This window comes from Caldimonas sp. (assembly GCF_046289365.1).
In the GTDB taxonomy this organism is placed as follows: domain Bacteria; phylum Pseudomonadota; class Gammaproteobacteria; order Burkholderiales; family Burkholderiaceae_C; genus Caldimonas.
Map to the genome: position 1 here is coordinate 1 of NZ_JBKBVU010000068.1, position 15,476 is coordinate 15,476.

General features: G+C 68.1%; 19 protein-coding genes. 6 read left to right on the forward strand and 13 right to left on the reverse strand.

From position 1 onward, the window contains the following. The 7 genes from ACK42S_RS08820 to glpD form a co-directional block, all read right to left on the reverse strand. Positions 1 to 1,596, reverse strand: a 1,596-nt coding sequence (locus tag ACK42S_RS08820; RefSeq protein ID WP_409705806.1) for an ABC transporter substrate-binding protein, incomplete at its 3' end; no start/stop codon positions are given. A gap of 90 nt (positions 1,597 to 1,686) precedes the next feature. After that, complete coding sequence (locus ACK42S_RS08825; protein WP_409705809.1) at positions 1,687 to 1,995, reverse strand: DUF2160 domain-containing protein; 309 nt, start codon at positions 1,993 to 1,995, stop codon at positions 1,687 to 1,689. A gap of 1 nt (position 1,996) precedes the next feature. Further along, a complete protein-coding gene (locus ACK42S_RS08830; RefSeq protein ID WP_409705812.1) occupies positions 1,997 to 2,812 on the reverse strand; it encodes a carbohydrate ABC transporter permease in 816 nt (271 codons plus the stop codon). Continuing rightward, positions 2,809 to 3,699 carry a carbohydrate ABC transporter permease gene (locus ACK42S_RS08835; protein WP_409705815.1) on the reverse strand — a complete coding sequence of 297 codons (891 nt, stop codon included), beginning with the start codon at positions 3,697 to 3,699 and terminating at the stop codon, positions 2,809 to 2,811. Before ACK42S_RS08835 ends, ACK42S_RS08830 begins: the two co-directional genes overlap by 4 nt. Beyond that, the gene (locus ACK42S_RS08840) at positions 3,696 to 4,781 is read right to left on the reverse strand and encodes an ABC transporter ATP-binding protein (protein ID WP_409705818.1); all 1,086 of its coding nucleotides are present in this window, start codon (positions 4,779 to 4,781) and stop codon (positions 3,696 to 3,698) included. Before ACK42S_RS08840 ends, ACK42S_RS08835 begins: the two co-directional genes overlap by 4 nt. Then, positions 4,781 to 5,860: an ABC transporter ATP-binding protein gene (locus ACK42S_RS08845; RefSeq protein WP_409705821.1), complete on the reverse strand. Its 1,080-nt coding sequence runs from the start codon at positions 5,858 to 5,860 to the stop codon at positions 4,781 to 4,783. Before ACK42S_RS08845 ends, ACK42S_RS08840 begins: the two co-directional genes overlap by 1 nt. Positions 5,861 to 5,902: 42 nt before the next feature. Then, entirely contained in the window at positions 5,903 to 7,522 is a 1,620-nt protein-coding gene (glpD, locus tag ACK42S_RS08850; protein ID WP_409705824.1) for a glycerol-3-phosphate dehydrogenase, read from the reverse strand. Positions 7,523 to 7,726: 204 nt separating this feature from the next. On the opposite strand from glpD, the gene ACK42S_RS08855 reads away from it, so the two are divergent. Together ACK42S_RS08855 and glpK are read left to right on the forward strand one after the other, a co-directional pair. Beyond that, positions 7,727 to 8,503, forward strand: coding sequence for a DeoR/GlpR family DNA-binding transcription regulator (locus ACK42S_RS08855; protein ID WP_409705861.1), 777 nt, complete (start codon positions 7,727 to 7,729; stop codon positions 8,501 to 8,503). Continuing rightward, the gene (gene glpK, locus ACK42S_RS08860) at positions 8,500 to 10,005 is read left to right on the forward strand and encodes a glycerol kinase GlpK (RefSeq protein ID WP_409705827.1); all 1,506 of its coding nucleotides are present in this window, start codon (positions 8,500 to 8,502) and stop codon (positions 10,003 to 10,005) included. Before ACK42S_RS08855 ends, glpK begins: the two co-directional genes overlap by 4 nt. 35 nt (positions 10,006 to 10,040) lie before the next feature. On the opposite strand, the gene ACK42S_RS08865 is transcribed toward glpK, so the two are convergent. Next, entirely contained in the window at positions 10,041 to 10,331 is a 291-nt protein-coding gene (locus tag ACK42S_RS08865) for a type II toxin-antitoxin system RelE/ParE family toxin (protein ID WP_409705830.1), read from the reverse strand. Beyond that, positions 10,319 to 10,609, reverse strand: coding sequence for a CopG family ribbon-helix-helix protein (locus tag ACK42S_RS08870; protein WP_409705833.1), 291 nt, complete (start codon positions 10,607 to 10,609; stop codon positions 10,319 to 10,321). Before ACK42S_RS08870 ends, ACK42S_RS08865 begins: the two co-directional genes overlap by 13 nt. 293 nt (positions 10,610 to 10,902) lie before the next feature. Between ACK42S_RS08870 and ACK42S_RS08875 the strand changes: the two genes are divergently transcribed. Continuing rightward, positions 10,903 to 11,883: a tripartite tricarboxylate transporter substrate binding protein gene (locus ACK42S_RS08875; RefSeq protein ID WP_409705836.1), complete on the forward strand. Its 981-nt coding sequence runs from the start codon at positions 10,903 to 10,905 to the stop codon at positions 11,881 to 11,883. 4 nt (positions 11,884 to 11,887) lie between these two features. On the opposite strand, the gene ACK42S_RS08880 is transcribed toward ACK42S_RS08875, so the two are convergent. Together ACK42S_RS08880 and ACK42S_RS08885 are read right to left on the reverse strand one after the other, a co-directional pair. Then, complete coding sequence (locus ACK42S_RS08880) at positions 11,888 to 12,445, reverse strand: GAF domain-containing protein (protein WP_409705839.1); 558 nt, start codon at positions 12,443 to 12,445, stop codon at positions 11,888 to 11,890. Between the two features lie 180 nt (positions 12,446 to 12,625). Beyond that, complete coding sequence (locus ACK42S_RS08885; RefSeq protein WP_409705842.1) at positions 12,626 to 13,105, reverse strand: hypothetical protein; 480 nt, start codon at positions 13,103 to 13,105, stop codon at positions 12,626 to 12,628. A 122-nt stretch (positions 13,106 to 13,227) separates the two neighbouring features. Between ACK42S_RS08885 and ACK42S_RS08890 the strand changes: the two genes are divergently transcribed. Genes ACK42S_RS08890 through ACK42S_RS08900 form a run of 3 tightly spaced genes read left to right on the forward strand, consistent with a single transcriptional unit; the run spans position 13,228 to position 14,652 of the window. After that, positions 13,228 to 13,644 carry a VOC family protein gene (locus tag ACK42S_RS08890; RefSeq protein ID WP_409705845.1) on the forward strand — a complete coding sequence of 139 codons (417 nt, stop codon included), beginning with the start codon at positions 13,228 to 13,230 and terminating at the stop codon, positions 13,642 to 13,644. Positions 13,645 to 13,654: 10 nt separating this feature from the next. Beyond that, positions 13,655 to 13,930: a TfoX/Sxy family DNA transformation protein gene (locus ACK42S_RS08895; protein ID WP_409705849.1), complete on the forward strand. Its 276-nt coding sequence runs from the start codon at positions 13,655 to 13,657 to the stop codon at positions 13,928 to 13,930. Positions 13,931 to 13,941: 11 nt separating this feature from the next. Beyond that, positions 13,942 to 14,652 (forward strand): helix-turn-helix transcriptional regulator, encoded by a 711-nt coding sequence (locus ACK42S_RS08900; protein WP_409705852.1) that lies wholly within the window; start codon positions 13,942 to 13,944, stop codon positions 14,650 to 14,652. Here ACK42S_RS08900 and ACK42S_RS08905 read toward each other — a convergent pair. Further along, the gene (locus ACK42S_RS08905; RefSeq protein ID WP_409705855.1) at positions 14,649 to 14,894 is read right to left on the reverse strand and encodes a hypothetical protein; all 246 of its coding nucleotides are present in this window, start codon (positions 14,892 to 14,894) and stop codon (positions 14,649 to 14,651) included. The genes ACK42S_RS08900 and ACK42S_RS08905 overlap by 4 nt on opposite strands. A gap of 96 nt (positions 14,895 to 14,990) precedes the next feature. Beyond that, positions 14,991 to 15,476: FAD-binding domain-containing protein (locus ACK42S_RS08910; protein ID WP_409705858.1), on the reverse strand; the 486-nt coding region annotated here is incomplete at its 5' end.

A 15,476-nucleotide genomic window follows, 5' to 3' on the forward strand; every position in this document is an offset into this window, starting at 1 on the left:
CTTCGGCCCGCACTCACCCTGCACGTTGGCACGCTCGAGACGGCCGAGCACCTCGTCCTGGGCCGCGGCGAGAGAGTCCATCGCCTGCTGCGGAGTCTTGGCGCCGGAAGCCGCATCGCCGATGTTCTGCCACCAGAGCTGCGCGAGCTTCGGATAATCCGGCACGTTGTTGCCGGTCGGGGTCCATTGCACGCGAGCGGGCGAGCGGTAGAACTCGACGAGACCGCCGAGCTTCGAGGCGCGCTCGGTGAAGCTCTTGTCCCAGATGTCGCTTTCACGAATGAAGGTGAGACCCACGTGGCTCTTCTTCAGCGACACGGTCTTGGAGGTCACGAACTGGGCGTACAGCCAGGCCGCGGCGGTGCGGTTCGGGTCATGCTTGGCGAAGAAGGTCCAGGAGCCCACGTCCTGGTAGCCGTTTTGCATGCCCTGCTTCCAGTAGGGGCCGTTGGGGCCGGGCGCCATGCGCCACTTGGGCGTGCCGTCGGCATTGACCACCGGCAGGCCCGGCTTGGTCATGTCGGCGGTGAAGGCCGTGTACCAGAAGATCTGCTGCGCGATCTGGCCCTGGGCCGGCACCGGGCCGGCCTCGCTGAAGGTCATGCCCGTGGCTTCCTTGGGCGCGTACTTCTTCATCCAGTCCACGTACTTGGTGAGCGCGTAGACGGCCGCGGGCGAGTTGGTGGCCCCGCCGCGCGCCACCGAGGCCCCCACCGGGTGGCAGCCGTCGGGCGTGGTGCGGATGCCCCATTCGTCCACCGGCTTGCCGTTGGGAATGCCGATGTCGGCAGTGCCGGCCATGGACAGCCAGGCATCGGTGAAGCGCCAGCCCAAGCTGGGGTCCTTCTTGCCGTAATCCATGTGGCCGTAGATGGGCTTGCCGTCGATGGTCTTCACGTCGTTGGTGAAGAACTCGGCGATGTCCTCGTAGGCACTCCAGTTCAGCGGCACGCCCAGGTCGTAGCCGTACTTGGCCTTGAAGCGCTCTTTCAAGTCCTTGCGCTCGAAGAGGTCGGCACGGAACCAGTACAGGTTGGCGAACTGCTGGTCGGGCAACTGATAGACCTTGCCGTCTGGTGCGGTGGTGAAGCTCAGGCCGATGAAGTCCTTGAGGTCGAGCCCCGGGTTGGTCCATTCCTTGCCGGCGCCGGCCATGTAGTCGGTCAGGTTCATGATCTGGCCGTAGCGCCAATGCGTGCCGATCAGGTCGGAGTCGGAGATCCAGCCGTCGTAGATGGACTTGCCCGACTGCATCGAGGTCTGCAGCTTCTCGACCACGTCGCCTTCCTGGATGAGGTCGTGCTTGACCTTGATGCCGGTGATCTCTTCGAAGGCCTTGGCCAGCGTCTTGGATTCGTACTCGTGGGTGGTGATCGTCTCGGACACCACCGAGATCTCCTTCACCCCCTTGGCCTGCAGCTTCTTGGCCGCTTCGATGAACCATTTCATCTCGGCCATCTGCTGATCCTTGTTCAGCGTGGAGGGCTGGAACTCGGTGTCGATCCAGCGCTTGGCCTCGGCCTCGCCGGCCCAGGCGGCCTGGCCGATCGTCAAGGCCATCGCGGCGAATGCGATCGCCTTCATATGCATTTTCATCTCGGGTCTCCTCATGAGCGCGCCCCTCGTTCGTCTGGAATCCCGGCCCGGGGGGCGAGGCGGGCGGGATCCGCAAAAACAGGCAGTGCCTCAGCCCTTGCGCATGATCAGCACCAGCAGGGCCATCGACATCACGAAACTGATCCACACGGAAGGCGGCTCGTCGAGCGAGAACCACTCGACGAAGCTCTCACCCAGCCCCACCCAGGCCAGGTTCACGTAGGCGGCGCAGAGCAATCCGACGAACAGCCGGTCCCCGCGTGTGGTGGGCATCGGCAGGAAGCCCTTGCGCATGACCGTGGGCGACTTGAGCTCCCAGATCGTCATGCCGATCAGCATCAGCACGATGCAGATGAAGAACACGGCCACCGGGGTGGTCCAGACCATCCAGGCAAACATCTCACACCCTCCCCATGGCAAAGCCCTTGGCGATGTAGTGGCGCACGAACCAGATCACGATGGCCCCGGGCACGATGGTGAGCACCCCGGCAGCCGCAAGCACGGCCCAGTCCATGCCCGAGGCGCTGACGGTACGCGTCATCGTGGCCACGATGGGCTTGGCGTTCACGCTGGTCAACGTGCGCGCCAGCAGCAGCTCCACCCAACTGAACATGAAGCAGAAGAAGGCCGCCACGCCCACCCCGGCCTTGATGAGCGGCAGGAAGATCGTGAGGAAAAAGCGCGGGAAGCTGTAACCGTCGATGTAAGCCGTCTCGTCGATCTCCCGCGGCACGCCGCTCATGAAGCCCTCCAGGATCCACACAGCCAGCGGCACGTTGAACACCAGGTGTGCCAAGGCCACCGCCCAGTGGGTGTCCATCAGCCCCAAGGTCGTGTAGAGCTGGAAGAAGGGCAGCAGGAACACCGCCGGTGGCGTCATCCGGTTGGTCAGCAGCCAGAAGAAGACATGCTTGTCGCCCAGGAAGCGGTAGCGCGAGAACGCATAGGCCGCCGGCAGCGCCACGGTGACCGAGATCACCGTGTTGATCACCACGTAGATGAGGCTGTTGATGTAGCCCGAATACCACGACGGGTCGGTGAAGATCGTGCGGTAGTTGTCCCAGGTGAAGTCCTGCGGCCAGAAGGTGAAGCTCGACAAGATCTCATTGTTGGTCTTGAAGCTCATGTTGACCATCCAGTAGATGGGCAGGATGGCAAAGACCAGGTAGGCGATCAGAAAGAGCGTTCGCTTCTGGAAACGTCCGGTCGGGTTCATTGCCCGCCCTCCTTCGGCGTGGTGCCCACGCGCTGCATCCAGTTGTAGAGGATGAAGCACAGCAGCAAGATGATGAGGAAGTAGATCAGCGAGAAGGCCGCTGCCGGACCGAGGTCGAACTGACCCACGGCCTTTTGGGTGAGGTACTGCGACAGGAAGGTGGTGGCGTTGCCCGGGCCGCCACCGGTGAGCACGAAGGGCTCGGTGTAGATCATGAAGCTGTCCATGAAGCGCAGCAGCACCGCGATCATCAGCACGCCGCGCAGCTTGGGCAGCTGGATGTAGCGGAAGACGGCGAACTTGCTCGCCCCGTCGATGCGGGCGGCCTGATAGTACGCATCCGGGATGCTGCGCAGGCCGGCATAGCACAGCAGCGCCACCAGCGGCGTCCAGTGCCACACGTCCATCACCAGCACGGTCAGCCAAGCATCGGTGGCATCGCCCGTGTAGTTGTAGTCGAAGCCCAACCACTGCAGCGCCGCACCCAGCAGACCGATGTCGGTGCGGCCGTAGATCTGCCAGATCGTGCCGACCACGTTCCAGGGGATGAGCAGCGACAGCGCCACGATGACCAGCACGACCGAGGCCTTCCAGCCCTGCGCCGGCATGGACAGCGCAAGCGCGATGCCCAGCGGGATCTCGACCGCCAGCACAGCCAGTGAGAAGCCGAGCTGGCGCAGCAGCGCGCCGTGCAGCTCCTCGTCGCGCATCACCATCGCGAACCACTCGGTGCCCACAAAGACGCGCCGCTCGGGCGAGATGATGTCCTGCACCGAGTAGTTCACCACCGTCATGAGCGGCAGGATGGCCGAGAAGGCCACGCAGATGAAGACCGGCAGCACCAGCAGCCAGGCCTTCTGATTGACCGGCTTGAGCTCGTCGTTCATGCCAGCAACTCCTCGTTCTTGTAGTAGCAAGTGTGCGGTCCCACCAAGCGCAGCCACATCGTCTGCCCAGGCGCAGGCACCCGGGCCTCGGGACTGAGCCGCGCCCTCAGGACGGCCTGGCCCACCCGGCTCGTGAGCATCCAGTAGGTGCCAATGTCTTGCACCTGCTCGATGCGCACCGCCACGGCCTCGGGGTGGCCCTCGGGGGCGGGCTCCACATATTCCGGTCGCACCCCGAGCACGAACTCACCGGCCTGACGCAGGACTTCAGCCTTGTCCTGGGGGAGCGCGAGCCGGCAACCGCCCACCAGCAACTGCCCCTCGGCATAGCGGGCCTGCAGGAAGTTCATGCCCGGCGAGCCGATGAAGTGCCCGACGAAGGTGTGCCGGGGCCGTTCGAAGAGCTGGTCGGCGGTGCCCACCTGTACGGCGCGGCCGCGCGTCATCACCACCACCTCGTCGGCGAAGGTCAGCGCTTCGACCTGGTCGTGAGTGACATAGATGAGCGTGAGCTTGAGTTCGTGATGGATCTGCTTGAGCTTGCGCCGCAGTTGCCACTTCAGGTGCGGATCGATCACCGTGAGGGGCTCGTCGAAGAGCACGGCCGAGACATCCTCGCGCACCAGGCCACGGCCCAGCGAGATCTTCTGCTTGGCGTCGGCGCTGAGGTTCGCTGCACGCTGGTGGAGCTGGCCGCTCATCTCGAGCATCTCGGCAATCGCGCCCACACGCTGCCGGATCCGATCGGGGCGGATGCCACGGTTGCGCAAGGGGAACGCCAGGTTCTCGGCCACGGTCATCGTGTCGTAGATGACCGGGAACTGGAAGACCTGGGCGATGTTGCGCTCCTGCGGGCTTTGGCGGGTGACATCCCGTCCGTCGAACATCACGGTGCCCTGCGAGGGCGTGACCAGGCCCGAGATGATGTTGAGCATGGTGGTCTTGCCGCAGCCCGAGGGGCCCAGCAACGCGTAGGCACCGCCATCGCGAAAGCTCATCTTCAGCGGCAGCAGCGCGTAGTCGCTGTCCTGGGTCGGGTGGGGCTTGTAGGCATGCGCCAGGTCGAGATCGATGCGGGCCATCAGGCATCCCTCCGCGTCAGGCGTTCGGGCGCCACGAGCAGCACGCCGGCCTCGTTGAAGACATAGACCTGCGAGGGGTGCAGGTAGAGCGTGATCGAGGCGCCCAGGTCGAAGTAGTGCACGCCGGTGAGCTGGGCCACCACCTCGCCCACGGGTGTGTCCACGTGCACGAAGGTGTCGCTGCCCGAGATCTCGGCGAGTTCCACCGTGCCGGGCAGGGCCACGTCGCCGTCTCGACGCTGCACGCGCAAGGCGCTGGCGCGCACGCCCAGGGTCACACGGCGCGAGCCGTTCGAGGGCAACGGCACGGCCACCTGGACGTTGCCCGGGAGCTCAACGCCCAGCGTGGCGGCCTGCCCCGGCAGCAGGTTCATCGGCGGGTCGCTGAAGGCACGCGCCACACGGATGGACTGCGGACGGTGAAAGACCTCGGCCGTGGGCCCGTACTGCAGCAGCTCGCCGGCATCCATCACGGCGGTGTAGCCGCCCAGCAGCAGGGCCTCGGTGGGCTCGGTGGTGGCGTACACCACCGTGGAATCCCCCGCGGCAAAGAGCTGGGTGAGCTCCTCGCGCAGCTCCTCGCGCAGCTTGTAATCCAGGTTCACCAGCGGCTCATCCAACAGCATCAGCGGCGCCTGCTTGGCCAGCGCACGGGCCAGGGCAACGCGCTGCTGCTGGCCGCCCGAGAGTTCGGCCGGCAATCGCTGCAGGAAGGGCTCGATGTGCAGCTTCGCAGCCAGGGCCTGCACACGGGCCTCGATGTCCTTCTCGCCGCGCAGCTTCAGCGGCGAGGCGATGTTGTCGCGCACCGTCATCGAGGGGTAGTTGATGAACTGCTGGTAGACCATCGCCACGTTGCGCTGGCGCACGCCCAGCCCCGTCACGTCCTGACCATCGACCCTCACCCGACCGCGCGTGGGGGCGTCGAGCCCGGCCATCAGGCGCATCAACGAGGTCTTGCCGGCCTGCGTGGCGCCCAGCAGCACCGTCACGGCCCCGGGCACCAGGCTCAGGTTCAGGGGGTAGAGGTGGGTGTGTCCACCCACCTGCTTCTCGATGCCTTCAAGCATCAACTGCATGTCGTCTCCATCGTGTTCGGCGGGTCCTCGTTGCGGCGGCCCCTAGCCCGCCACGGCCGGCTCCCCGGCCGTGGGGGCGGCATGGACCGCAAACCATTGCGCCACAGCCTCGCGCTGGGCCTCGCTGTAGTGCAGGCCCAGCTTGCTGCGGCGCCACAGCACGTCGTCGGCACCGGTGGCCCACTCGTGGCGGCACAGGTAGTGCAGTTCGGCCTCGTACAGGCCGGGCGCGATCTCCCGGCCCAGGTCGTCCAGGCGCGCAGCACGGCCCAGCACCAGGCCGATGCGCGCCCCATAGGCGCGTGCCAGGCGGCGGCGCACCGCGGCGGGCAGCCAGGGGTGTTGCAGGGCCAGCGCCTGATCGAAGCGCTCGAAGTCGATGTCCGGGCGCTGGGGCGCGCCGATGTAGGCGCTGAGGTCGCCACCGGGCAGGTGGCGGCCCTCGGTCCACCCCCTGGGGGCATGCGACAGCGGTGGGCCGAGCAGGTCGGCCGCCTCCTCGGCCAGCTTGCGGAAGGTCGTGATCTTGCCGCCCCACACCGACAGCAGCGGCGCCTGGGCCGTGTCCAGTTCCAGCAGGTAGTCGCGCGTGACGGCCGAGGGGTCGCCCGAGGCATCGTCGAGCAGCGGGCGCACACCGGCATAGGTCCACACCACGTCCGCGGGGGTAACGGGCTTGGCGAAATAGCGGCTGGCCTGCTCACACAGGTAGGCGATCTCGCTCTCGTCGATCTGCGCGGTGCCGATGGGGCCGTGATGCTCCACATCGGTGGTGCCGATCAGCGTGTATTCACCTTCGTAGGGAATGGCGAAGATGATGCGTTTGTCGGGGTTCTGGAAGATGTAGGCCATCGGGTGGTCGAACATCTTCCTCACGACGATGTGGCTGCCTTTCACGAGCCGCAGCGATTTGGTGTTGTGCTGCCCCGCCTCGCGGCGCAGGAAGTCCTCGGTCCAGGGGCCGGCAGCGTTCACGAGGGCCCGGGCGCGCACCTGCAGGGCCGCTGCACGCGCCGGCTGCAGCGTGGCCTCCCAGCCCTGGGGGCTACGGCGTGCCTGCGTGCAGCGCGTGCGCGTGAGGATCGTTGCGCCATGGGCCTGGGCATCCAGCGCATTGAGCACCACGAGCCGGGCGTCGTCCACCCAGCCGTCGGAGTAGACGAAGCCCTTGGTGTAGCGGCCCTTGAGCGGTGCGCCGGCCACGTGATGGCGCAGATCGACCGTCTCGGAGCCGGGCAGCACCTCACGGCGCGCCAGATGGTCGTACAGGAACAGGCCGGCCCGGATCATCCACACTGGGCGCATCGCCGGATCATGCGGCATCACGAAGCGCAGCGGCCACATGATGTGCGGGGCGCTCTTGAGCAGCACCTCGCGCTCCTGCAGCGCCTTGCGCACCAGCGAGAACTCGTAGTACTCGAGGTAGCGCAGCCCGCCGTGGATCAGCTTGGTCGAGGACGAGGAGGTGTGCGAGGCCAGGTCGTCCTTCTCGCACAGCACTACCTTCAGACCGCGGCCGGCCAGGTCGCGCGCGATGCCGGCCCCGTTGATGCCGCCGCCCACGACGAGCACATCGCACGACAGGGGCGGCCCGCCGGCCGCGGCAGCCGCGGCGACGTCCGAACGGTCGAAACTGGCGTGAGGCACGCGATCCAAGGGCATCTCCTGAGGGGGCTCGGACGCCGGCTGCGTCCGCTAATGTTCGATTATGTTCGTTTTTGCTCCTCTTTTTTCGTTTTAGGCCGAATCCGGCCTGATGACAAGGCCTGGTAAACCCTCATTTCTTTTCGTTTACGTTCGATTAAGGTTCGCGGCGCCACGGCCGTCCCACGCGGGACAATGCGCGGCATGTCGAGCCCACCGCTGATGACCCCCAACCCCCGCCAATCGCAATTGCTGGACGAGGTGCGTCGCCTCGGCTCGGTGTCGGTCGAGGCCCTGGCCGAGCGCTTCGGGGTGACGCTGCAGACCGTGCGGCGCGATGTGAAGCTGCTCAGCGAGGCCGGGTTGGTGTCGCGCTTCCACGGCGGCGTGCGCGTGCCCAGCTCGACGGTGGAGAACATCGCCTACCGCCAGCGCCAGAGCCTGAACGCGCAGGCCAAGCGGCGCATCGCGCGCGCCGTGGCCCAGGCCGTGCCCGAAGGCTGCTCGCTGATCCTGAACATCGGCACCACCACCGAAGCGGTGGCCCACGAGCTGCTGCGCCACCGCGGCCTGCGCGTGATCACCAACAACCTCAACGTGGCGGCCATCCTCAGCGACAACCCCGACTGCGAGGTCATCGTCGCCGGCGGCGTGGTGCGCTCGCGCGACCGCGGCATCATCGGCGAGGCCACGGTGGACTTCATCCGCCAGTTCCGCGTGGACATCGGCCTGATCGGCATCTCGGGCATCGAGGCCGACGGCACGCTGCGCGACTACGACTACCGCGAGGTGAAGGTCTCGCGTGCCATCGTCGAGCACTCGCGCGAGATCTGGCTCGCCGCCGACCACAGCAAATTCCACCGGCCCGCGATGGTCGAACTGGGGCATCTGAGTGAGCTCGACCGCCTGTTCACCGACGCCGCGCCACCCGAACCGTTCCCGGCCTTGCTGGCCGAGGCCGACGTGCAATGCATCATCGCCCCTGAGGACACGCCATGAGCTACATCCTTGCGCTGGACCAAGGCACCTCCAGCTCGCGCAGCATCGTCTTCGACCGCGACGGCCAGATCGTCGCGATGGCCCAGCGCGAGTTCCGCCAGCTCTATCCGCAACCCGGCTGGGTCGAACACGACCCGCGCGAGATCTGGGACAGCCAGCTCGCCACCGCCCGCGAGGTGCTGGCCCAGGCGGGCACGCGCGCCCAGGCCATCGCCGCGCTGGGCATCACCAACCAGCGCGAAACCACGCTGGTGTGGGACCGCGCCACCGGCGAGCCCATCTACAACGCCATCGTCTGGCAGGACCGCCGCGCCGAGCCCACCTGCGAGGCCTTGCGCGCCGCCGGCCTGGAACCCGTGGTGCAGGCCAAGACCGGACTGCGCATCGACGCCTACTTCTCGGGCACCAAGCTCAAGTGGATCCTCGATCACGTGAGCGGCGCACGCGAAAAAGCCCAACGCGGCGAGCTGGCCTTCGGCACGGTGGACAGCTGGCTGGTGTGGCAGCTCACCGGCGGGCGGGTGCATGCCACCGATGTGAGCAATGCCTCGCGCACCATGCTCTTCAACGTGCGCGAGAACCGCTGGGACGAGGAACTGCTGCGCGCGCTCGACATCCCGGCCACGCTGCTGCCGCAGGTCCATCCGTCCAGCCATCGCTATGGCGAAGTCATCCCCGGCCTGCTCGACCCACAGGGCCCCAAGCACCTGGCCATTGCCGGCATCGCGGGCGACCAGCAGGCCGCCCTCTTCGGCCAGGCCTGCTTCAAGGCGGGGCTGGCGAAGAACACCTACGGCACCGGCTGCTTCATGCTGATGCACACCGGCGAGCGCTTCCAGCTCTCGCAAAACGGCCTGGTCACCACCAGCGCCGCGCAGCCCTCGGCCACGCCGGAGTTCGCGCTCGAAGGCAGCGTCTTCATCGGCGGCGCCGTCGTGCAGTGGCTGCGCGACGGCATCCGCGCGATCAAGGCCTCGGGTGAAGTGGAAAGCCTGGCCGACACCGTGCCCGACTCCGGCGGCGTGATGTTCGTGCCCGCCTTCACCGGCCTGGGCGCGCCCTACTGGAAACCCAAGGCCACCGGCGCCATCGTGGGCCTCACCCGCGGCAGCACCGCGGCCCACATCGCCCGCGCCGCCCTGGAATCGATCGCCTTCCAGAGTGCCGCCCTGCTGCAGGCCATGAGCCGCGATGCCCAGGCGGGCGGCGCCAGCGCCGTGGCCGAGTTGCGCGTGGACGGCGGCGCCTGCGTCAACAACCTGCTGATGCAGTTCCAGGCTGACCTGCTGGGCATCCCCGTCGTGCGCCCCAAGGTCATCGAAACCACCGCCCTGGGTGCGGCCTACCTGGCCGGCCTGCAATGCGGCGTCTACAAGAACCTCGACGAACTCGCCGCCCTGTGGCAGGTGGACCGCCGCTTCCTGCCCACCATGCCGCGCAGCCGCGCGGAAGAACTCATGGCGCGCTGGGAGCATGCGGTGAGGCAGGCGACGTTGGAGTGAGCTGCTCCCCAGGCGCCATCCGTGTCAACAAGCGCTCAGAAGCCCACCTCTTTCTGATGCCGCACGGCGAGGATCGTGACGGCATCCGCTTCGATGCAATAGCGGGCCACATAGCCGCTGTCGCCGAAATCGATGACCCACTCGCGGAACTCGTCGGGCAGGTTTTCGATGGGGCGGCCGAGCTGAGGCTGCAGGCCGAGCACCCGCACGGCCTTGACGATGGCCTCACCCGCGCGCTGGGCGGCGACGGGGTTCTTGGGCCGTAGAAATTCTCGCAGGCGTTCCAGGTCGCGGATGGCGGCCGGCGCAAACCTCACTTGCGGCATGTCGGGGCGGGCAACTCATGGTCCGTGCCCCAGCTCGCCAGCCAGGCCTCGACCTCTTCAGCCGGCGCATGCAGCCCGGTGGTGCGGTACTCTTCCCAGGCCTTGAGCGTGTCCTGGCGGAAGGCCTCGCGCCGCTCCTCCCGTTCGACATACTGAGTGATCGCCTCACGCATCAGCCAGTGCGACGTGCGATGACGAGCCTCGGCCAAGCGCTTCACGCGGGCCTTGATGTCCTCATCGAGCTTGATGGCCACGGGGCGAACGGCAGCAGCAGGCATGGCAGGCGCTCAGCAAAGTATCACTAGGTATTACCTTAACATACCGCTGTCGTGATCCAGTCCCATCGTGTCGCGTTGGTCCACTGCCGTGAGCCTGCACCTTCTCGACGAGCACAAAGCGCGGATGCAGGCCTTTTCTGCTCTACAGAATCTCAGGGAAAGCGATCACGCATTCGGGCTGACGTGCCATTGAAGCCTTGGGGTCGGCTTCGCAGAATCGGGTGGAGCGCTCGCGTTCCGATATCGACGATATCGTTCCGCAGAGCAGTCTCATCACCCGATCCTCAGGAGACTTGCCGATGCTTCGCCGCCGCCAGTTCGTCCGTTCCTTCGGTGCTGCTGCCGCCGCGCTTGCTGTGCCTGCGTGGGCGCAGGGCGCCTGGCCCAGCCGGCCCATCCGGTTGATCGTGCCCTACCCTCCCGGCGGCTTCACTGACGTGACGGCGCGCCTGATTGCCCAGGGCCTGCAGGCGCGGCTGGGGCAACCGGTGAATGTGGACAACAAGGCCGGGGCCAACAGCATCATCGGCGTGGACCTGCTGGCGAAGGCGCCCGCCGACGGCTATACCTTCGCGATGGTGATCGCGGCCTATGCCGCCAACACCACGCTCTACCCCAAGCTGCCCTACGACCCACGCAAGGACCTGACAGGCGTGAGCCTCGTGGGCCTGTCGCCGCTGGTCGCCGCGGTGAACAACGACGCGCCGTACAAGACCGCCGCCGAACTGGTGGCCTTCGCCAAAGCCAACCCCGGCAAGATCAGCTTCGGTTCCTCGGGCAATGGCTCGGCCGCGCACCTGACCACCGAACTGCTGAAGGCGCAGACGGGAACCTACATGGTGCACATCCCCTACCGCGGCGCTGCGGCGGCACTCACCGACCTGATCGGTGGTCAGATCCAGCTCTTCTTCGATGCGGCCTCAGGCCTCATCCAGCCCGGCCGCTCGGGACGCGTGCGGCTCATCGGCGCGGCCAGCGACCAGCGCCTGCCCGCCCTGCCGGACGTGCCCACCTTCATCGAACAGGGCCTGCCGAAGTTCACCGGCAGCACCTGGGCCGGCGTGCTGGCACCGGCGGGCATACCGCGCGACATCGTGCAACGCGTGTCCACCGAGATCGCCTCGCTGGTGAAGACCGACGAACTGCGCCAGCGCTTCGAGGGCATGGGCACCATCCCGGTGGGCAGCACGCCGGAGGCGTTCGAGCGATTCATCGCCGATGAAACCGCCAAGTGGGGTGAGGTGATCCGGCGGGCGAAGGTGACGCCGGATTGAAGCCTCACCCCAGCTCCACCGGCAACGGCTTCTCCCACTGATCCGCCCCGCGCGCGCGGGCGATCTGGGTGCTCAAGGCGGTGGCAAAGCGGCGCAGCCAGTGGGTTTCGGCCGCGGTCCAGGTGCGGGGCTCGCCCATCTGTTCGCAGCAGATCACGCCGTGGACGTGGCCGTTGACGGCAAAGCTCACGTCGAGCAGGGCTCGCACGTCGCGCTCAATGAGGCTGTCGCGGAAACCGGCCAGGCGCGGGTCGGCCCAGGCGTCGTCGGAGCGCACGACGCGCTTGCGCGAAAGCTCGTCGAAGTACTCGCCAAACTGGGCCTCGTACAGATCGTCGTAAGGCCGGCGGTGCCAGCCCTCGGCCCGGCTGTTGGCCGCCACGCACACCAGGCGGCGCTGGCCCACCGGGCCGGTGAAACGCCAGATGCTGACCTCGCTGCAGCGGATGTGGGACAGGACATGCCCGGTCACGGCTTCGCGAAAGCCCGCCAGGCTGAGCCGGCCGCTCACCAGGTCGTCGCGCCAGCCTCGCAACAGGCTGTCGGCGGTGGCGGTCTGCACGATGCTCCTCCTGCTTGTCGAACACACCTGCGCCATTTCGACACATGAACGGCCTCACTCAAGCCCGGAGCAACCCGCGGTGCAGCCTCATCACCACAGCTGGGGCGAAGGCAGGTGCTCACTGGGCATCAACTCCCCCAAGGACGGCTGGCGCGGGCGCATCCGACACCCGATGCAGGCTCAGCGAAGATCGCTGCCGGGCATGTAAAGCACCCGTCCGCCGCTGGTGCGCTGCTGCGCCTCGATGCGGCGGCAGTCGCCGGGCGCGGGCTGCTGGCCATCCGGGCGGCCGGGCAGCCACAGGCGGCAGCGGCCCGGCGGGGGCAGCATCCCGGGCGGCACGCCATTGAGGCGGTGGTTGCCGTAGCGCACATAGGCCACTTCGCCGCTGCGCCGTGCGGCGGCCGTTTCAGCCCAGATGACCACGCCGCCCCAGCTCTCGGCATCGGCATGGGCTTTGTTGCAGGACATGGGGGGCGGCTGGTGGGCCGGGGGGATGCCGGGGTACCAGATGGCGCACTGGCCCACCGGCGGCACCTTGTCGGGCGGGACACGGAACGTGGAGACACCGCGGATGTCGGGCGCGGCGCAGCCGGCCAGCACGGCGGCCACGGCCAGCAGCGGGCGCCATCGCGACGACGGGGGCAGGATCGGAGACATCGGCATGGCCCTTCACTCTAGACGCTCGGGACGGCCACAGCGTAAGGGAATCTTTCAGGGGCCGCCGGGCCGGCCCGGCCTGCGCCTTCCTGCCACCACGTTGTCAGGAGCCTGGGCGCAGCATGCAGGCCTCATGCAGCCCGAGGAGGAACGATGGAAAACCCGCTGCCCCCACCCCGCTGAATTGGTTCGAGATCCCGGTGCGCGACATGGCCCGGGCCCAGGCCTTCTACGAAGCCCTGTTCCAGGCGCCCCTGCGGCGCGAACGCCTGGGCGCCTATGAACTGGCGATCTTCCCGCATGCCCAAGGCCAGGTCGGCGGTTGGCTGATCCAGGGCGGAGAAGCCCCTGCGCCGGCCAATGTCGGCACCGTGGTCTACCTGGCCGCGCGGCCGACGGTGGAGGCGGCGCTGGCGCGTGCCCGACGCGCGGGGGGCCAGGTGGCCGTGCCGCGCGTGGCCTTGCCGGGCCAGCGCGGCTGTATTGCCCAGGTGTTCGACCCGGAAGGCAACCGTGTCGGCCTGCACGCCGCGGCGTAGGATGCCGGTCATGCACGAATCGTCCTTGCACGGCCTGCAGGGCCTGGGCCCCCGCAGCATCGAGGCCCTGGCCCGGGTGGGCGTGACCTCGGCGGAGCAGTTGCGCCGCGCCGATGCGGTGGAGCTATACGTTCGGCTGCGTGCGGCCTGGCCGGGCACCAGTCTGAACATGCTCTATGCCCTGGTGGGGGCCCAGGAAGGCCGCCCCTGGCGCGAGATCCAGCGCGAGCGCCGCACCGAGCTGCTGCTGCGGCTGGATGATCTGGGCCAGGCGCCCCGCTGCTGAACGGAGGGGCCATGCGACGCGCCGACCGTCTGTTCGAACTGGTGCAACTGATCCGCGCTCGCCGCCTGTCCACGGCCGCGTGGCTGGCGCAGCGGCTGGAGGTGTCCGAGCGCACCATCTACCGTGACGTGGCCGACCTGCAGGCCCAGGGCGTGCCCATCGAGGGTGAGGCCGGCGTGGGCTACCGGCTCGGCGCGGGCTTCGACCTGCCCCCGCTGATGTTCACGGCCACCGAGGCTCAAGCCCTGGTGGCTTCGGTGCGCATGGCCCAGGGCTGGATGGGGCCGCAGCTCGCGCGTGGCGCCGAGACCGCGCTGAGCAAGATCCTGGCAGTGCTGCCGGGGCTGGAGCGGGCCGCGGCCGAGAGCGTGCCGCTGTATGCCCCCGAGGTGGCCATCGACGCGACCACGCGCGCCCACCTCGAATCGGCCCAACATGCCGCCGAGCAGCGCCACAAGCTGCACATCCGCTATCGCGACCTGAAGGAGCAGACGAGCGAGCGTGTGGTGCGTCCGCTGGCCTGCACCTACTGGGGCCGGCTGTGGACGCTCACGGCCTGGTGCGAGTCGCGCGAGGATTTCCGCACCTTCCGCATCGATCGCATCGAGCGCTTGGAAGCGCTGAACGAACGCTTCCGCGACGAGCCGGGCAAGACCCTGGCCGACCTGCTGCGCCGCATCGAGGCCGAGATGAGCGAGCGCTGCGCCGCGGTGGATGCCTAGAACCGATCGGCCTGGCGCCGGCGCCCGGCCAGGCCGGGCCGCTCGTCGAGGCTTTCCAGCCCGAGGCTGACGTGCTGACGGAACTGCGAGAACGAGCGGCAACGCCGTCCCGGCTCGCCGAACAGCGAGGGCGGCACCCTCAGCGGCCAGGGCACGGGGCCCAGGTGAGGGTCGGCCCAGCCGTCCACCCGGCGGGCCCCGGCCAGCGCCCGGGCCAGTTCGGCCGCGTCCGTCCACCACACGGTCTCGCAGGCCGCGCGCAGCCGCTCACCGGCGAAGCGCCAGCGTCGCTCGCTCCAGGGCCAGCGGGCATGGAACGGGGCCGGCCACCAGCCCAGTCACAGCGTGTCGGGTGGCAGGTCCTCGGGCACCGGCCCCAGGGCCCAGGGGTGCATCAGCCACACGGTGCGGCCTTGCACGCGCGCGGGGTCCAAGGGCTCGAAGAAACCGTCGGGGGGCTGGGTCCGGCAGGGCGGCTCCACCACGCCCTCGCCGTCCGCGCCGGGAACCGGCGCCGTCTGGCGGGCCAGCCGGTCCAGGGCCTCGTAGCCCGTGTCGATGACGCTGCCCGGGCTGAGCCAGGGCGAGCCCGGCGGCGCGTAGCGGGCGACGTTCTCGGCATTGAAGAGGTAGGGTTTGTGGCTGCCGGTGCCGGCCACCCATTGCCAGCTCAGGTGGTTGCTGGCGAGATCGCCGTCGATCAAGTGGGCGAACAGCCAGTCGGCCCCGGCACGCCAGTGCACCTTGCGCAGGTGCACCACGTAGGAGGCCAGCCACAGGCGCACATGGTTGTGCAGCCAGCCGGTGGCATAGAGCATGCGCAC

Bases quoted from the DNA above. Each gene is read 5' to 3' on its own strand.
- ACK42S_RS08895 (WP_409705849.1), top strand. From the start codon at position 13,655: ATGCACGAATCGTCCTTGCACGGCCTGCAGGGCCTGGGCCCCCGCAGC.
- ACK42S_RS08890 (WP_409705845.1), top strand. From the start codon at position 13,228: ATGCAGGCCTCATGCAGCCCGAGGAGGAACGATGGAAAACCCGCTGCC.
- ACK42S_RS08885 (WP_409705842.1), bottom strand. From the start codon at position 13,105: ATGTCTCCGATCCTGCCCCCGTCGTCGCGATGGCGCCCGCTGCTGGCC.
- glpK (WP_409705827.1), top strand. From the start codon at position 8,500: ATGAGCTACATCCTTGCGCTGGACCAAGGCACCTCCAGCTCGCGCAGC.
- ACK42S_RS08855 (WP_409705861.1), top strand. From the start codon at position 7,727: ATGACCCCCAACCCCCGCCAATCGCAATTGCTGGACGAGGTGCGTCGC.
- ACK42S_RS08845 (WP_409705821.1), bottom strand. From the start codon at position 5,860: ATGCAGTTGATGCTTGAAGGCATCGAGAAGCAGGTGGGTGGACACACC.
- ACK42S_RS08840 (WP_409705818.1), bottom strand. From the start codon at position 4,781: ATGGCCCGCATCGATCTCGACCTGGCGCATGCCTACAAGCCCCACCCG.
- ACK42S_RS08865 (WP_409705830.1), bottom strand. From the start codon at position 10,331: ATGCCGCAAGTGAGGTTTGCGCCGGCCGCCATCCGCGACCTGGAACGC.
- ACK42S_RS08835 (WP_409705815.1), bottom strand. From the start codon at position 3,699: ATGAACGACGAGCTCAAGCCGGTCAATCAGAAGGCCTGGCTGCTGGTG.
- ACK42S_RS08825 (WP_409705809.1), bottom strand. From the start codon at position 1,995: ATGTTTGCCTGGATGGTCTGGACCACCCCGGTGGCCGTGTTCTTCATC.
- glpD (WP_409705824.1), bottom strand. From the start codon at position 7,522: ATGCCCTTGGATCGCGTGCCTCACGCCAGTTTCGACCGTTCGGACGTC.
- ACK42S_RS08900 (WP_409705852.1), top strand. From the start codon at position 13,942: ATGCGACGCGCCGACCGTCTGTTCGAACTGGTGCAACTGATCCGCGCT.
- ACK42S_RS08870 (WP_409705833.1), bottom strand. From the start codon at position 10,609: ATGCCTGCTGCTGCCGTTCGCCCCGTGGCCATCAAGCTCGATGAGGAC.
- ACK42S_RS08830 (WP_409705812.1), bottom strand. From the start codon at position 2,812: ATGAACCCGACCGGACGTTTCCAGAAGCGAACGCTCTTTCTGATCGCC.